Raw genomic sequence first — 16,496 nt, 5'->3', positions numbered from 1 at the left:
TTCGTTGTCAGTTAGCAGGGTGGTGCCGGAAGGTGCCATCCTTTTTGCGTTCGGGGCCCCGCGCTGGCCCGCGCGGTTGTTATTTGCACAAGCAACGAATAACTGACAACCAACACCTAATAACTAACGCAATGCCTTCCATTTTCTCCCGCATCGTTTCGGGCGAGCTGCCCGCCTACAAAGTGGCCGAGGACGGCCAGCACCTGGCATTCCTCGACATCACGCCCCTGGTAGAAGGCCACACGCTGGTAATTCCCAAGCAGGAAATCGACTATATTTTTGACCTGACGCCCGACGCGTTGGCGGCCTTGCACATGTTTGCGCAGCGCGTGGCCAAGGGCGTGGCGGCGGCCGTGCCGTGCAAGCGCATCGGCGTGGCCGTCATTGGGTTGGAGGTGCCCCACGCGCACATTCACCTGATTCCGATGAACAAGGTGGCGGACATGAACTTCGCCAATCCTAAAATTTCGGTGGCCGCTGCCCGCATGGCCGAGCTGGCCGCCGCCATTGCCGCGAAAGTAGCCGGCGGCAGCGGCCTGGCCGAAGCCGAAGCGGCCCGGGCCCCCGCGGCCCCTGCCGACGACCCCACGGTGCAGCAGTTGCAAAAAATGTGCACCGGCCTGCGCTTCGTATCCGAGTCGGATGCGCCGCTGGAGCCCGTGAGCTACGCTGCCCCGGCCGGGACCTTAGCCCCCGCCGCGCTGCTGAAAGTGCTGGGCGAGCCGGCCGGTACTGAGTTGATTAACAAGGAATTGACTGATTTTCTGAGCCAGCATACCGCCGACAACGGCGTGCTGCACGACCCGGCCCAGGCCAACCGCTACAAGGCGTTGCAGTTTTTCCTGAAGCAAGAGCTGGACGGCACGCAGGTGTACTTGGTGGGGGAGGAGCCTCAAATTCGCGCTTATGCGTTGGGCCGCGACGCCAACGGCCGCCTGGCCGGCTTCAAGACGGTGCTCACGCAAACCTAGCGCAGAGGAATCGCTGCTAATTGATTGTGCCAGAACAGTGTAGAGGCACGTCTTTGCAGCCAAGGCTTGAGCGGTACTGGACTGGTCGTTCAACTCGGAAACGCAAGGATCAGTCTCTACACCGCGAGGGAGGCTGAAAATCCACCCGAATAGCCCTTAACAAATTCATCGTGCGAACCCTCTGCAAGATTATTTTAGCCGGGGCCCTGGCCACGCCCGCGGTGGCCCAAACCCCGGCCGTGCCCGCGCCGGTGGCAGCGTCTTTACAGAAAATCAGCGCCGCCGATTTCAAAGCGCACGTGCAGTACCTGGCCGACGACCGCCTGCGTGGCCGCCTGCCCGGCACGCCCGGCTACCAAATGGCTGTGGACTACACGACGGCGCAGTTCCAGAAAATGGGCGTGCGGCCGGCTGGCGAGAACGGGGGCTTCACCCAAAAAGTGCGGCTGCGGCGCGCCTTCGTCGAGCCGGGCGCAACGCTGAGTATCCAGGCCGCCGGGGGCCCTACAGCTCCGCTCGCCTACGGCACCGATTTCACGTTTTACCCCAACCCGGGCGCTCCGCAGGTGAAAGCGGACGCGGCGCTGGTATTCGCCGGCTACGGCATTTCGGCGCCGGAATTGGGCTACGACGACTACGCGGGCCTCGACGCCACAGGCAAAATCGTGGTGCTGACGCGCCAGCCCCTACGGCAGTTTGGCGACAACGAGCAGCAATATTTTGGCGACGTGCGCACCCTGCTCGAAACCGCCGCCCGCCACGGCGCCGTGGGCGTGCTGCTGGCCGCCGGCAAGGCCGGGGCCCCGCTGCCCAACGCCCCAAAGGGCGTGGTGAGCGTGCTGGGCCCCACGGGCCAGGTGGCGGTGTCGCGCAGCTACGCGCCGGGCTCGGTGCAGCTGGTGGGCTCCCTCAGCGCGGCGGCGCTGCAAAAGCTTTTTGCCGGCGCGGCGGCCGACACCACCCAGGCGCTGGCGGCGCTGCGCGCCGGCAAGCCCGCCTCGCAGGCGCTGCCGGGCCGCCTGAGCGCCGCCTACCGCAGCCGCTACCAAGACGTGGACAGCTACAACGTGGTGGGCAAAATTGAAGGCTCGGACGCCCGGCTGAAAAACGAGTACGTGGTGCACAGTGCCCACCTCGACCACCTGGGCGTGGGCCCCGCCGTCAACGGGGACTCGATTTATAACGGCGCCCACGACAACGCCACCGGCGTGGCCTCGGTGCTGGAGATTGCGCGGGCCTACAGCCGGCTCAAGCCCGCGCCCAAGCGCTCGGTTCTGTTCGTGCTGGTGACGGGTGAAGAAATGGGGCTGCTGGGCTCGTCTTATTTTGCCAAATTCCCAACGGTGCCCAAGGCCGCGCTGGTGGCCGACGTGAACACGGACATGCCCACCATCATCGCGCCGCTGCTCTCGGTGGTGCCGCTGGGGGCCCTGCATTCGTCGCTGCTGCAGCCTGTGGATGCGGCCGCCGCCTACCTGGGGCTGACGGTCGAAGCCGACCCCGAGCCGGCGCAGCACCGTTTCATCCGCAGCGACCAGTACAGCTTTGTGGTACAAGGCGTTCCGGCCCTGCACCTCAAGTACGGCAATAAGACGGCCGACGGTAAAAACAACCTCAGCGAGCAGGTGCAGAAATGGCGCGCCGTCACGTACCACAAGCCCCAGGACAACTTCGATGGAGGTACTTTCGACTGGGAAGCGGGCCGTAAATACGCGCAGCTCAACTTCCTCGTCGGCTACCAGGTGGCCCAGGCCGCCGCCCGCCCCACCTGGAACCAGGGCGACTTTTTCGGGGCCCGGTTTGGGAAATAGTTGCGCCGCGTGTCGGGCCCGTTGCAACGCTGTGGCCGGCCAATGGTCTATGAAAAGTCCGCGCATGGTGCGCGGGTTTTTCACGTCTTAACGCCCGTCAAAATGCTTCGCCTGCTACTACTCGGCTGCCTGTTGCTGCAAACCCTATCAGCCTGGGCCCTCAAGCCCTCGCCAACTTGGTGGGCCACGCCCGATACCCTGGGCCTGAAGTACCAAAGTATGACCCTGACCACGCCCGACCACGTGCGGCTGGCTGCGTGGCTGGTGGCGCCCGTGGCCGGGGCCCCCGACCAGCACACCACCATGGTGCTGGCCGGCAACGACTCGGGCAACATGGCGTCCTTCCTCTTCCAGGCGCGGGCGCTGGCGGCGGCGGGCTACCAGGTTTTGCTGTTCGACTACCGCGGGTTTGGCCACAGCCAAGCCTTTGCCATCGACCCAAACCGGCTGTACTACGAGGAATTTGCCACCGACTTGGGCGCCGCACTGGCCGAAGCCCGGCGGCGCGCCCCCCGCCAACGGGTGGGTATTATCAGCTTTTCGATGGGCACTTTGATTGCAGCTAAAGTAGCGGCGGCCCACCGCTGCGACTTCCTTGTCACCGACAGCTATGTGGCCAATCCGCAGGGCTTGGTGGCCTATTATCAGCGCGTGCGGCCCGAGCGGCCCGTGACACTCCCCGCCGAGGCCGCTTCATACAACCAAGTGGCCCCGCGGGTGAAGTGCCCGTGGCTGCTCATCGTGGGCACCACCGACCCTGTAACCACGTTGGCCGACTCAACTGCCACGGCGCAAGCGGCCCGCCAGGGCCAGCGGCGGCAGGTGTTTTCAGTGCCCTGTGGCCACCAAGGCGCCATGGAAGAAATGGCAAAAGCTGAGCCTGCTCAAGACTACGGCAATGCCTACGTGCGGGTGGTGAGCCGCTTTTTAGGCGGCAAAGTGCTGGCTGAGAAAGGATAAATGAATCGTATTGGTAATTAATTGGCCCGGCCGCTGTCCACCACTTTTTGCAGTTGGGCCTGGGCGGCGGGGGGCAGGGCGCTGAGTAAATCGAGGCCCGAGGCGGCCTCAACTTTATCGACGGAGGTGAGGTACTGCTTCCAGTCGGGGGCGATGCTGTTGTCGTTGGGCGTGTCGACGGCGAGGATGCGGGCCTGGCCGGCGGCGATGCGGCGGAGGTCGTCGGTGCCTTCGGGCAGAATCACCACTACTTTCCAGATGCGGGCGGGCACCGTCACGCGGCCCTGGTCGAGGGCGGTGGCGAAGCCGTTTTTGCCGGTGCCGCCGCGGCCGTAGCTGCCCATCAGCACGTAGGCTTCGAGGCCGCGCTGCACTTGGGCGCGGGTGTATTCTTCGAGGTGGGCCCAGGTTTGCTGGTTGTTCTGGGGGGCCTGGGGCACCATGTTGCTCATCAGGAAAGTGGCCGAATTGTCGTCGAGGGTAGCCGTGCGGTCGCCGCTGGGGCAGTTGTGGCCCTTGTCGAAGCCCGAGCCCGAATAGCTCTGGGGCGTTACCTGGAAGAACTGCCGGGGCAGGGCGGGGTCGGGGCGGAAGTCGTTCTGGCGCGGCGACTGGCCCAAATCGCCCCGGCCGACGTGCCAGCTCGTCCAGGTCGGAATGCCGCGCGTGGCGTTGTAGCCGCTCGTGAACTGCGGGCGCACCAGCAGGTAGTTGGTGGCGTTGGCCGGGTCGGAGGTGGCGCCGCTGGGGTTGCCCAGCAGCAGGTTGTCGCCGGGGTTGGTGGCCGGGCCGGGGGCCCCGGTGGGGCCCTGGGCGGTGGGCGCTGGCGTGGGGCGGGTGGGGGCCCCGGGCGCGGGCAGGGCGGTGCCCGTGCCGCCCACGGCCACGGCCACGGCGGGCCCGGTGGCGGTGGTCAGCACCACGTCGTCGAAGTTGAGGCGGGTTTTGGGCCCGCTGGTTTTGCGAATTTCCAGGCGCAACGGCTCGCTGGCGGCCCCGGCGAAGGTGTGGGGCACCAGCCGGGGCCCCTGGGTGGTGACCGGGGCCCCGGCCCGCTGCCAGTGGCCGCCGCCGTCGCGGCTCAGCCACAGCTCCCAGGTGCTGGGTCCGTCGGTGCCGTAGGCGGCGGCGCTGACGGTGATTTGGCGCACGCCGGCCGCCGCGTCGAACTGCATGGTGAGGCGGCCCAGCCCGCGCAGGCGCGCCGCGTGCTGGCCGTCCTTGTGGTCTTGCGCGGTGCTGCCGATGAGGCCGTCCTGGAAGTGCCAGGGCCCCGTAGCCAGCGCCTCGTCGGCCTCGGTGTAGGCGCCCTTGGTGCCGGCCTCGAAGGTTTCGGGGAAGGCGACGGCCGGCGTTTGGCGCAGGTCGGAAGGGGAGCGGCGGTCAGGGTTGGAGGAGCAGGCCAGCAGGGCCAGGGCCCCGAGCAGGAGGGAAGGACGCATGGCGGCGAAAATACGGCGCTGGTCGCGGCCGGAAGAAACGAGCAAAAATTGAGTGCTACTTACCTAGGAATAGTGGAATGATTTGGTGGAGTAGGAGTATAAAAAAGCTCAGTTCCTAGCAGAGCTTTTTTCTATTGGATAGAAATCGTCAAATTACTGGCGAACAACGCCTAATACTTTCAGGACGGTATAATGTGCGGAAGGATTGCCGAAGCTACCGCGGAAGGTGGTCTCGGTATGCAGCTTGATGCGTAAGTAATCACTGGGGCGAAAATCTACCCGGCCTTCGTGGAAATCCTCTAGCCAGCCAGTATCTGCCATTTTTGCTGTGATGGTGTGGCCTTTCAATACTAATTCCCACATAGATTCACCCATGAAGTCAGGCCGTTTTGCTTTGACGAGATATTCGCTCTCGCTATTTTGAGTTTCGGTAACAAGTAGGGCTTGCAGATTAGCAGTGTTGAAGTGGGGATTGAAGCGAGCATTGCCAGCAGATGAGCGGTATTCGATGTACTCTTTTTCGCGTAGCGAAGAAACTGCGCGTGTTAGTTCCTCTATGAACACAACAAGCTTATCAAGTGGAATTTGACCCGGCACCAATAGCGGATTGATGGAGGCCGCGGCTGCATCACCTTCGAGTGCGGTCTGAAGATTTTTTAATTCATCGGCACTATAAAGGCCAGGCTTGTCTTCCAGAAACTTGATAAAGCGTTGTAAGCCTTTGTTAAGGAAATGCCCAATTACTTTTCTCCAGTCGAAACTCTTAACGGCTTCTTCGGGAATGCCGCGCAGAAAGACTGCCAATTTGGCCCGTATAGAGCCAGTCTCGATGTCTTCCAGTACTAATTCAGCCCGAAGTTCTGGAGCGGCCGTTTGCGCCAATAAGCTGTCAAGCTTACCCAGTACGACCAGAAGATCAGCAATAGTTTTAAAGACCCTCTGGGGAAGCTGGCTCTGCTTTTCGAAGTCGAAATACAACTCAAACTCAGCTACTACTATATCCATTGGTTAGTGGTCGATTTGGTAGTGTTTGGAAGTATGTTCTATTCACTTAAGCCCCCGGCCGCAGGGGCGACTGGGCGGCTAGCGCATCCACGATTTGCATAGTTTCGACGCTGACGGTGCAGACGCGGGCCAGTAGGTCGGCCACGGCCTCGGCGTGGTCGGCGAAGCGGTATGTGTCGAAGTGGGCGCGGATGGTGGGGTCCTTGGGCGTGCGCTCCTTGTACTGGTCGAGCACCCATTCCAAGGCCGAGCGGTTGCCGAGGCGGTAGCGCCAGGCATCGGTCGGAATACCGCTGAGCAATACCTCCTCGTTGTAAAAAATAATGCCGGCCTCGGCGTCGGCTTTGAGGCGGGTTTTGGCCGCGCGCTCTGCGGGGGTGCGGGGGTGCGGGGGTGTACGTTCCTAAACCGGGTAAAAGCTGAATTTTCTCATAATTCAGGTGCAGGGCCAGAAGCTGCCGGCCCGCCGTGGCCCAGGCCCCAAAATCGGGATAGAAGGGCAGGCGCGGGAAGTCCTGCTTCAGGTTTTGGGCGTAGGCGGCGCGGTAGTGCGGGTCGTATAGCACGGCGTAGGCGTAGTGGAAAATGTCCTCCCCACTGATGCTCGCTGCGCCATAGTGCTTGCGGAATTGGGCCAGGCCCCAGGCCGTGATGTTGGGCTGTTTGTCGCCGTTTTTATTGTAGTAATGAACTGGGATACATTGGGTTTTCTCTAAACAATCGTAGCTCATCATTGAAACCGAAGCCAACGTTTGGAATGGCTTAGAGGAACCGATACCAGAAAACCCAATGTATGCTGGCCCAATTCCAAACATATTGAAGGCACCAATCCGGTCTATCAGTATTTCAGAATTGTGTAGAAAACTACTGACATAAGGACGGTACAAAGTCCGAATTTTCTGCTCCTCTACGTGAATCATTTTGTCGCCGCTAGCCAGTTTGGACTTTAGCGTTTCTGACCATTTAATTTCGGTGTCAAACTCCTTTGAGCCTGAAGTGTGTTCATGGTAAACCTTTGCAAATAGCTTGGCTTTCTCAGTAAGCTGTGCGTTATTAAAATCAACAACCCACTCATCCCGACCTGACATATAGCCTGGAGCAAATTGCTTAAACAAAGCATCTTCACCCGCCATGTTTTTAGTAGCCTTTGTTACTTTAGAAACAAGAGGTATAAGGTTCTTCCAATCGTTATCGGTTTGCCCAAGCCAGTTTCCTTTGGCGTCGGGCTTAATGCGGTCAAAATCGACGTTTTTGAATTTAGTTTCGTGGAGGAAGGTGAGCTTGTCAGTAGCTACCTCTATGGGCGGGCGGCTGGCATAATGAATGCGGGCTTGTTGCCCCTTGCGCTGGGGCTGTTTCACAAAAAAGGCAATAGCTACTCCAGCTTGGATGCCAAACACATTGTGCTTGGTACCTGACAATTTAGGATTGGCTCGCACATCGCCACCCAAATCAACGAGGTAGATGTCCGAAAACTCGTCGGCAACAACTTTGCGGAAACCTCTAAAATTGTCTTTGTGAATAAAGGAGCTGTTTGTGATAAAGCAAAGAATTCCTTTGTCTGCTAATCGGTCGGTAGCCCAGCGAATAAATCGCACATATGGGTCATATATCGCTGTCTTCTGAGACTTATTGACGCTGAGATAAGTGTCTTTTATACGTCTGTCTACGTCGGGATATTTTCGGTTTTTATTGTTGTCATTTTCGTTCTTTTGTTTGGCGTTGTAGGGCGGGTTGCCGATGATGACCGAGATTTCGCGCTCGTTCTGACGCTGGATGCGCTGGGCGTTTTCAAAGCCTAATCCGAAATTGAAACCGAGTTGATTGCGCCGCGTTTTCTGGAAGCCCACGTTGTCGAGCGTGTCCACGAAGCAGATGTTGTGGAACTCGGCGTAGGCCCCCATTTTCTGCTTGTAAGTGTACTCGATGTTGAGGTTGGCGATGTAGTAGGGCAGGATGGCCACCTCGTTGGCGTACAGCTCGTGCTGGTACTTGTGGGCAGGTTCTTCTTGGGTAGGTACTCCAGCAGCTCCGTGATGAATGTGCCCGTGCCGGTGGCCGGGTCGAGGATTTCCACGCCTTTGTCGCCAAGCGTCTTGCTGAAATGCTCGTAGGTCAGGTAGTCGGTGCTCTCAATCATGAAGCGCACCACCTCGTTGGGCGTGTACACGATGCCCAGGCGGTCGGCGCCCTTGGGGTTGTAGGCGCGGTAGAAGTTCTCGTACACCACCTTCAGAAACTTCTGCTTCTCTTTGTGGCTGGCAATGCCCGAGGCTTGGGCGTTGATGACGTCGAAAAACGGCCGGATGCGCTCCAGCGTGTCGCGCCGGGTGGGCCCCGTAAAGAAGGTGTTGATGACCTGCTCCAGCTCGTGGGCGATGTTGTTTTCGCGGTGGAACTGTGTCTCGTCGAATACCTTATTGAAGATGTCCTCCGTGAGGATGTGCTGAATCATCATCTCCCGCGCCTCGGGGGCCCCAAAGTCGGGGTTGATGCTGGCCTGGCCCAGCCCCACAAAATCAGCCAGCCGCGCCTTGAACGTGGGGTTGTCGCCTTCGGCCTTCTCAATGGCTTCGCGCAGGCTTTTGACCACCCCCGGCAGGTCGTGCCGAAACTGCTCGATGGCCCGCCGAAACGTGCGCACCTCGGGCCGTTCGTAGTGAAGAAACTGCGTGAGCAGACGGTCGGTGGCCGCGTCGTCGTCCAGGGCCACACGCCCGGCCTCGCTACCCGCCTGGATGAGCACCAGCGTGATGGAATCCTCGAACAGAATGTTATCCTGCGGGTAGCCCTTGGCAAACTTCTTCTGGATTTCCTCGTCCAGGTCGTCCTGGCTGTCCTTGCTTTCCCAGTAGCCCCAACTTAGGCGCAGGGCGTCCTTCACGGTGCCGTCGGGGTACACGGTGTTGCCCTTGGGGGCCCGGTAGTCCAGCTCCGGTATCAGCAGGAAGTCCTTCTGGCAGCAGTAGTCGTTGAGCAGGTTCTGAAACGCGCCGCGGATGGCCGTTTCCTTCGAGCTGCCGCCGTATTGGATAAGCTGAGCGATTTCGTTCTGGTAGCGTTGAACGGCTTGGCGGGACATGGATAAGAGCGGAAGGAGAAAAGGAATCGAAATAGGCGCGGTAAGGTAGCGCCGATTTAAGGGTAAGGAATGGCCCCCGCCCCGCAACTACGCCGCCCCGGCCGTTCCTTTGGGGCCCCACTAGCCCCCACCGCCCCGCCCATGAAACTCCGCTACCTGCTGCTGCCCCTGCTGGGGGCCCTGCCCGCCTGCCACTCCGCCGACAAGCCCGCCCGGGCCCCGGCTTCGGCCGACGTACGCTTTGAGGGGTTCAAAACCCGGTTTATTGCCAATTTATGGCGTGAAGACCCTGGTTTTGCCTCCAGCAAGGGCTACCACAAGTACGACTCGCTGCTGGTCATTCCCGACTCGCTGCAACGGCGGCGGGCGGCGGCGTTCGGCGAAAAGAACCTGAAGGCGCTGGCCGCGTTCCCGCTCGACAGCCTGGGGCCCGCCAACCAGATTGACCACCACCTGCTGGCCAACTACCTGCGCGCCAGCCGCTGGCAGGACGATACGCTGCGCAGCTGGCAGTGGAACCCGGCCGCCTACAACCTCGGCGCGGGCATCGGCGACTTGCTCAACGGCCGCTACTACCCGCTCGACCGCCGCCTGCGCAACATTTCCGACCAGCTGGCCCCGGCCCCGGCCTACTACGCCGCCGCCGAAAACAACCTGCGCCGCCCCACCCAGGAGCACACCCGCCTGGCCATCAAGCAGAACGAGGGCGGCCTCGCAGTACTGGGCCCCGCCCTCACCGACTCGGTGCGCGGCTCGGGCCTGAGCGCGCGGGAGAAAAAGGTGTTTGCCGACCGCCTAGCCACGGCGCGCCTGGCCATCCAGAGCTACCTGGCCTACCTGAAAACCGACGTGCTGGGGGCCCACCAGTTCCGCTCGTTCCGCATCGGCAAGGCCCTGTTCGACCGCAAGTTTGCCTACAATATTCAGTCGCGCTACTCGGCCACGGAGGTGTACCGGCAGGCGCTGGCCCACAAAACCGAGCTGCTGCACGACATGGGCCGCCGCGCCGCTCGCCTCTACCCCAAGTACCTGCCCGGCCAGCCCGCGCCCGCCGATACGCTCCAGCTCATCCGCGCCGTCGTCAACCAGCTCACGCTAAAGCATGCCCCGCGCAACGGCTTCGTGGCCGCCGTGAAGCAGCAGATTCCGACGCTGGTGGCCTTCGTCAACGCGCACCACTTGCTGACCCAGGACCCCAGCAAGCCGCTGGTGGTGCGCGAAACGCCGCTCTACATGCGCGGCAGCGGGGCGGGGGCCAGCGTGAGCGCCCCGGGGCCCTACGACAAGGGCGCCAACACCTATTACAACGTGGAGCCCATTCCGAGCACCTGGACGGCGGCCCAGGCCGAGAGCTACCTGCGCGAGTACAACGACTACACCCTGCAAATCCTCAACATCCACGAGGCCATTCCCGGGCACTACACCCAGCTCGTGTACGCCAACCGCTCGCCCTCGCTGGTGAAGAGCATCTTTGGCAACGGCGCCATGGTGGAGGGCTGGGCCGTGTACGCCGAGCGCATGATGCTGGAGCAGGGCTACGGCCAGAACAGCGACGAAATGTGGCTGCTCTGGGATAAGTGGAACCTGCGCGTGACGCTCAACACCGTCCTCGACCACGCCGTGCAGGTGGACAACATGGCCGAAAAAGACGCCGTGGCGCTGCTCGAGCGCGAGGGCTTCCAGGAGCAGGCCGAGGCCGAGGGCAAGTGGCTGCGCGCCACCCTCAGCCAGGTGCAGCTCAGCAGCTACTTCGCCGGCTACACCGAGATTTACGCCCTGCGGGAAGAGCTCAAGCAGCAGCGCGGCAAGGCGTTCGACCTCAAGAAGTTCCACGAGCAGTTTTTGAGCTACGGCAGCGCGCCGGTGCGCTACATCCGCGAACTTATGCTGCGCCAGTAGGGTATAGGGGGTGGCGCACCGCGGGGGCCCGCCGCCGCCGCGCCTTTAGCACCCCAAAACTCTTCGCAAACGCCCGGTCGCAGCCCTGCGGCCGGGCGTTTGCGTGCCGGGCCCCGGGCCCGTTCATCTTAACGAATCCACTTGTTTTTCCTGCTTTCTAAAATCCTGGACGCCGCCCTGCTGCCCACTGTGTGGCTGGCGGCCCTGTTGCTGGGGGCCCTGGTGGCGCGGCAGCCCCACCGGCAGCGGCAGTGGCTGCGCGCCGCCGCCCTGCTGGCCCTGGTGGGCACCAACCCGGGCCTGGCCAACGAGGCCCTGCGCGCCTGGGAGCGCCCCGCCGTGCCGCTGGCTGCCCTGCCGCCCCGCGCCGATGCGGCCGTGCTGCTCGGGGGCATCACCGACGAGGGCCGGCTGCCCGCCGACCGCGTGTACCTGCACGCCGGGGCCGACCGCCTCACCAACGCCCTGTGGCTGTACCGCGCCGGGCGGGTGCGGCGCATCATCGTGTCGGGCGGTTCGGGGGCGGTGGGGCCCCAGGCCAGCAGCGAGGCCCGCCACCTGGCCGCGCTGCTGCGCCTGGCCGCCGTGCCGACGGCCGATATCTGGCTGGAGGAGCGCAGCCGCAACACCCGCGAAAATGCCCAGTTCACCAAGCAGCTGCTGGCCCGCCACCCGGACGTGGACACCTTGGTGCTCGTCACGTCGGCGTTCCACATGCGCCGGGCCGAAGGTTGCTTTGCCAAAGCGGGGCTGCCCATCATTGCCTTCCCGGCCGGCTTCCAAGCCAGCAGCCGCGCTCTCACGCCCGATTACTGGCTGCTGCCCACCCCCGGGGCCCTGGAGCAGTGGAGCCTGCTGCTGCACGAAGTGGCCGGCTGGGCCGTGTACGAGGCCCGCGGCTGGTGCTAGCGTTGCTAACGTTAGCAATAAACATTAGTAATAAAGGCTGTCATGCTGAGCGCAGCCGAAGCACCTCTACTACTGAACTGATCCAATCTGTTGGAATGGTTACGCAGGAGAGATGCTTCGGCTGTGCTCAGCATGACAGCCTTGTATTTTGCTAACAACTGCTACATTTCCTCACTCCGTTTTAGCCCCAGCCGGCGCGGCGGCTTTGCCAATCCATACCGATTTCTGATTCACGAACTCGCGGATGCCCAGGCGCGAGAGCTCGCGGCCGTAGCCCGATTTTTTAATGCCGCCGAAGGGCAGCTCGGGCATCGACTTCACCAGGCTGTTCACGAACACGGCCCCGGCCTCAATTTGCCGGGCCAGGGCCTCGCCCGTGGCCAAGTCCTGCGTCCACACCGAAGCCCCCAGGCCGAAGCGCGAATCGTTGGCCAGGCGCACGGCATCGGCGGCATCTTTGGCTTCGAGCACGATGGCCACGGGCCCAAAAAACTCCTCGTGGTAGGCGCGCTGGCCGGGCCGCACGTGGGTGAGTACTGCCGGCCGGAACAGGGCGGTGCCGGGCCGCTCCTGGCCGCCGGCCAGGGCCAGGCGGGCCCCCTGGGCCACCGAGTCGGCCACTTGCTGGGCCAGCTCGTCGGCCAGGTCGGGGCGGGCCAGGGGGCCGTATTGGGTGTCTTCGGCCAGCGGGTCGCCGGTGCGCAGGGCCAGCAGGTGGGTGATGAGCTGGGCCACAAATTCCTTTAGTACCGGTTTCTCCACGATGAAGCGCTTGGCGGCGATGCAGCTCTGGCCGGCGTTGATCATGCGGGCCTGGGCGGCCGTTTTGGCGGCCAGGGCCAGGTCGGCGTCGGCCAGCACCACGAACGGGTCGGAGCCGCCCAGCTCCAGCACGGTTTTTTTGATGTGGCGGCCCGCGGCGGCGGCCACCGCGGCCCCGGCCGGCTCCGAGCCCGTCAGCGTCACGGCCCGCACCCGGTCGTCGGCAATCAGCGCCTCCACCAGGTCCGACCCAATGAGCAGCGTGCGGAAGCAGGCCGGCGGCAGGCCCGCGTCGTGGAATATTTTTTCCAGCGCCAGCGCGCACTGCGGCACGTTGGAGGCGTGCTTGAGCAGGCCCACGTTGCCGGCCATGAGGGCCGGGGCGGCGAAGCGCACCACCTGCCAAAACGGAAAGTTCCAGGGCATCACGGCCAGCACCACGCCCAGCGGCTGGTGGCTGACGTAGCTGCGCCCGGCGTCGGTGGCCACCGGCTCGTCGGCCAAAAAGGCCTCGGCGTGCTCGGCGTAGTAGTCGCAGCAGGTGGCGCACTTCAGGGCCTCGGCGCGGCCGTCGGCCACGGGCTTGCCCATTTCCAGGGCCATAAGGCGGGCCAGCTCGGGCGCGCGCTCGCGCAGCAGGGCCCCGGCGCGGCGCAGCACGGCGGCGCGGTGGGCAAAGGTGGTGGCGGGCCAGGTGGCGGCCGCGGCGTGGGCTTGGCCGAGGATGCGCACGGTTTTGGCCCACGAAAACGGGCGGAACCGCTTGAGTACGCGGCCAGTGTGGGGATTATAAGATTCGATGGGCATGGCGCAAAGAAAATAGGGCCCGGCAACAGACTGGGCCGTTAGCCGTTACAACCTCTTCGGGGCCATCCGGGTTGTCGGCTGGTCGCGGAAGGCCCAGCCAGGCCCCGGGCTTACTTTCGCACACCTAAATTTGCGGTTCGCCGCTTCGCAAGGTCACTTTTCTTCTACTCGTGTCCGATACCCTACCCATTTCCCTGCCCACCGCATCAGAGGAAGACCTCGTGCGCCGGCTCAAAGGCCGCGACGAATCGGCCCTGACGCTGTTTTACGACCGCTACGCGGCGGCCCTGTTCGGCGTCATCTCCCGCATCGTGAAAGACGACGACACGGCCGAAGACGTACTACAAGAGGCATTGGTTAAAATCTGGAACGCTTTCCCGGCCTACGACGCCGAGAAGGGCCGCCTGTTCACCTGGGTGCTGAACATCTGCCGAAATTTGGCCATCGACAAAATCCGCTCGCGCCAGCACCGCGTAGGTACTCGCACCCAGGGCCTCGACGACAGTCTGGCCGCCCAGCGAATGCCCGCCGCCGACAGCTTTCGGCCGGAACACATTGGACTGCAAGAAATTGTGCGAACCCTGGTGCCAGAACAGCGGCAAATAATTGACCTCCTTTACTTTGGTGGGTACACCCAAAGCGAAGTGGCCGAGGAACTGAAGCTGCCCCTGGGCACCGTCAAAACTCGGGCCCGCACGGCCATCAAACTCCTTGGTAAACTGATACGCTAACCTAGTCGTGGAAGATCCTCAAGCTTATATAGAATCCGGTATTCTGGAGCAATACGCCCTCGGCCTGCTCACGCCCGCTGAGCGCGCCGCCGTTGAAGCCGAAGCCGCCCGCCACCCCCTCGTGGCCCAAGAGCTGGCCGCCGACCAGCGCGCCCTCGAATACTACGCCCAAGCCCACTCCCGCGAATTGCCCGCCGCCATGCGCGACCGGGTGCTGAGCAAAGTCCTGGCCCAAATTGCCCCCGCCGAAACGGTGGCTCCCGCGGCCACTGCGCCGGCCAATGGGGCCCCGGGGCCCTCCGCCAGCCTGCGCGCCGATGTGGACGCCCTGGCCCGCCCGCAGCCCACCGCTGCTGAGCCGGGCGTGCGCCCGATAATCAGCGCTGCGGCGCCCGCTGCGCCGCGCCGGGGCCTGACCATCGCCGCCTCGGTGGCCCTGCTGCTGAGCCTGCTCGGCAACGCCTACCTCTACCAGCAATGGCAGGGGGCCGACAATGCCCTTGTGGCCTTGCAGGATACTCAGAACCGCGTGGCCGCCAACACTTTGGTAACGGAAAAGAAGCTTGGTGAAGTAAGTGCGCAGAACGCTGTGCTGCGCGACGCCGAGTTCCACTTCGTGGCCCTGGCCGGCACCCCCGATGCGCCCAAGGACCGCGCCCGGGTGCTGTTCAACGCCAAAACCCGCCGCGTGTACGTGGACGTGCAAAACCTGCCCGCTGCGCCCGCCGGCCGCCAGTACCAGCTTTGGGCCCTCAACAACGGCAAGCCCGTGGACGCGGGCGTGCTGACGCCCGCCGCCGCCGCTGGCGACCGCCTCGAACGCATGAAGGACATCGCCAGCGCCCAAGCCTTCGCCGTGACGCTGGAACCCCTGGGCGGCAGCGCCACGCCCACCATGCCCATTCAGGCCATGGGCACCATTTAGGGCCCCGGCCTTGCGTAATAAAACGGCTCCCGCGATAACTTCGCGGGAGCCGTTTTGCTGCGGTCCCAAACGAATGAGCGCCGGTCTTGTTTGACTGCGCAGAACGAGCGACAGCGGCCACTTCATCGTTTTTACCTTTTAGCCGCCATGCACGGGACCATCCTCCTCCTCCTGAAACGCTACGTTCAAACCCAGTACGACCACAGCACGTGGGTCAACCTGCTGGAGTTGGCTGGCCTCAGCGGCGCCAGCTTCGACCACAAAACCGTATACCCCGACGAAAACCTGTACGCGCTGGTGGCCCAAGCCGCCGCCGCCGCCGGCGTGTCGGCCGGCGAGCTGCACGAGCGGTTCGGCGAGTACCTGGTGCCCGACCTCATGTACATGTACCAAAAGCTGGTGGACCCCGCTTGGCGCACGCTGGACATGCTGGAGCACACCGAGTACACTATGCACCACCAGGTACGGCGCGAGCACGCCGAAAACGCACCGCCTGTGCTGTCCGTCAAGCGCTTGAGCAAAAACGAGGTGCAGATTGACTACGTGTCGGCCCGGCGCATGGGGGGGCTGGCGGTGGGCATTGTGCGCGGCCTGGCCGCGTACTACGACGAAGCCGACCGCATCGTCGTGACGCCCACCACCAGCGCCGACGGCCAGCAAGTCAGCATCTACGTGCGGCGCAACTAATTCTTCACCAATCGCTCGGAACCATGCTGCACGTAGGCCAAACCGCCCCCGATTTTACGCTTAACACCACCGACGGCACCCCGTTTCATCTGGCCGACCGCCGCGGGCGGCACCTCGTGCTGTACTTCTACCCGAAGGACGACACGCCCGGCTGCACGGCCGAGGCCTGCTCGTTCCGCGACCAGTACGAGGACTTCCAGGACCTGGGGGCCGACGTGGTGGGCATCAGCTCCGACAGCGAGGCCTCGCACCAGAAGTTTGCCCAGAAGCACCGCCTGCCGTTTCCGCTGCTGGCCGACGCCGGCGGGGCCGTGCGCAAGCTCTACGAAGTGCCCCGGGCCCTGCTGGGCCTGTTGCCCGGCCGCGTCACGTTTGTGATTGACAAAGAAGGCGTTATTCAGTACATCTTTAACTCTTTGAGTGGGGCCACCGACCACGTGCGCCATGCCAAAGACGTGCTGGCCAAGCTGCCGGCCTAGGGCCTTCGGTACTTACCGGCAAGCAA

General features: G+C 63.3%; 14 protein-coding genes. 9 read left to right on the top strand and 5 right to left on the bottom strand.

Translation table 11 applies throughout. From position 1 onward, the window contains the following. Positions 1-131 precede the first annotated feature (131 nt). The 3 genes from AXW84_RS26420 to AXW84_RS10090 all read left to right on the top strand — a co-directional run bounded on the left by AXW84_RS26420 (position 132) and on the right by AXW84_RS10090 (position 3,742). Positions 132-971, top strand: a complete 840-nt coding sequence (locus tag AXW84_RS26420; protein ID WP_071891175.1) for a nuclease A inhibitor family protein — start codon at positions 132-134, stop codon at positions 969-971. Between the two features lie 170 nt (positions 972-1,141). Continuing rightward, positions 1,142-2,782, top strand: coding sequence for a M28 family peptidase (locus AXW84_RS10095; protein WP_236943298.1), 1,641 nt, complete (start codon positions 1,142-1,144; stop codon positions 2,780-2,782). A gap of 102 nt (positions 2,783-2,884) precedes the next feature. Beyond that, positions 2,885-3,742 (top strand): alpha/beta hydrolase, encoded by an 858-nt coding sequence (locus tag AXW84_RS10090; RefSeq protein WP_068232251.1) that lies wholly within the window; start codon positions 2,885-2,887, stop codon positions 3,740-3,742. A 17-nt stretch (positions 3,743-3,759) separates the two neighbouring features. On the opposite strand, the gene AXW84_RS10085 is transcribed toward AXW84_RS10090, so the two are convergent. The 4 genes from AXW84_RS10085 to AXW84_RS25500 form a co-directional block, all read right to left on the bottom strand. Then, on the bottom strand, positions 3,760-5,184 hold the full coding sequence (locus AXW84_RS10085) for a DNA/RNA non-specific endonuclease (protein ID WP_071892645.1): 1,425 nt from the start codon (positions 5,182-5,184) through the stop codon (positions 3,760-3,762). Between the two features lie 153 nt (positions 5,185-5,337). Then, positions 5,338-6,189, bottom strand: a complete 852-nt coding sequence (locus AXW84_RS10080) for a hypothetical protein (protein ID WP_068232245.1) — start codon at positions 6,187-6,189, stop codon at positions 5,338-5,340. A gap of 38 nt (positions 6,190-6,227) precedes the next feature. Further along, entirely contained in the window at positions 6,228-8,057 is a 1,830-nt protein-coding gene (locus tag AXW84_RS25505; protein WP_204248441.1) for a type ISP restriction/modification enzyme, read from the bottom strand. Then, positions 7,988-9,271 carry an N-6 DNA methylase gene (locus AXW84_RS25500; RefSeq protein ID WP_204248440.1) on the bottom strand — a complete coding sequence of 428 codons (1,284 nt, stop codon included), beginning with the start codon at positions 9,269-9,271 and terminating at the stop codon, positions 7,988-7,990. The genes AXW84_RS25505 and AXW84_RS25500 overlap by 70 nt, the downstream gene beginning before the upstream one ends. 141 nt (positions 9,272-9,412) lie before the next feature. Between AXW84_RS25500 and AXW84_RS10070 the strand changes: the two genes are divergently transcribed. Then, complete coding sequence (locus AXW84_RS10070; RefSeq protein ID WP_068232242.1) at positions 9,413-11,170, top strand: DUF885 domain-containing protein; 1,758 nt, start codon at positions 9,413-9,415, stop codon at positions 11,168-11,170. A 141-nt stretch (positions 11,171-11,311) separates the two neighbouring features. Continuing rightward, positions 11,312-12,079 (top strand): YdcF family protein, encoded by a 768-nt coding sequence (locus AXW84_RS10065; protein ID WP_068232239.1) that lies wholly within the window; start codon positions 11,312-11,314, stop codon positions 12,077-12,079. Positions 12,080-12,250: 171 nt separating this feature from the next. Here AXW84_RS10065 and AXW84_RS10060 read toward each other — a convergent pair whose 3' ends face one another. Then, positions 12,251-13,648 carry an NAD-dependent succinate-semialdehyde dehydrogenase gene (locus tag AXW84_RS10060; RefSeq protein ID WP_068232236.1) on the bottom strand — a complete coding sequence of 466 codons (1,398 nt, stop codon included), beginning with the start codon at positions 13,646-13,648 and terminating at the stop codon, positions 12,251-12,253. Positions 13,649-13,818: 170 nt separating this feature from the next. Between AXW84_RS10060 and AXW84_RS10055 the strand changes: the two genes are divergently transcribed. The 4 genes from AXW84_RS10055 to AXW84_RS10040 all read left to right on the top strand — a co-directional run bounded on the left by AXW84_RS10055 (position 13,819) and on the right by AXW84_RS10040 (position 16,470). Further along, a complete protein-coding gene (locus AXW84_RS10055; protein ID WP_236943297.1) occupies positions 13,819-14,379 on the top strand; it encodes an RNA polymerase sigma factor in 561 nt (186 codons plus the stop codon). A 7-nt stretch (positions 14,380-14,386) separates the two neighbouring features. After that, positions 14,387-15,304, top strand: coding sequence for an anti-sigma factor (locus AXW84_RS10050; protein ID WP_068232233.1), 918 nt, complete (start codon positions 14,387-14,389; stop codon positions 15,302-15,304). A gap of 147 nt (positions 15,305-15,451) precedes the next feature. Then, positions 15,452-15,991 (top strand): heme NO-binding domain-containing protein, encoded by a 540-nt coding sequence (locus AXW84_RS10045; RefSeq protein WP_068232230.1) that lies wholly within the window; start codon positions 15,452-15,454, stop codon positions 15,989-15,991. A 23-nt stretch (positions 15,992-16,014) separates the two neighbouring features. Further along, positions 16,015-16,470 carry a peroxiredoxin gene (locus AXW84_RS10040; protein WP_068232227.1) on the top strand — a complete coding sequence of 152 codons (456 nt, stop codon included), beginning with the start codon at positions 16,015-16,017 and terminating at the stop codon, positions 16,468-16,470. Positions 16,471-16,496: the final 26 nt, after the last annotated feature.

It is taken from the genome of Hymenobacter sp. PAMC 26628 (assembly GCF_001562275.1).
GTDB lineage: Bacteria > Bacteroidota > Bacteroidia > Cytophagales > Hymenobacteraceae > Hymenobacter.
Note: the sequence above shows the minus strand (reverse complement) of the source record. Positions and strands in the feature narration are given on the sequence as shown.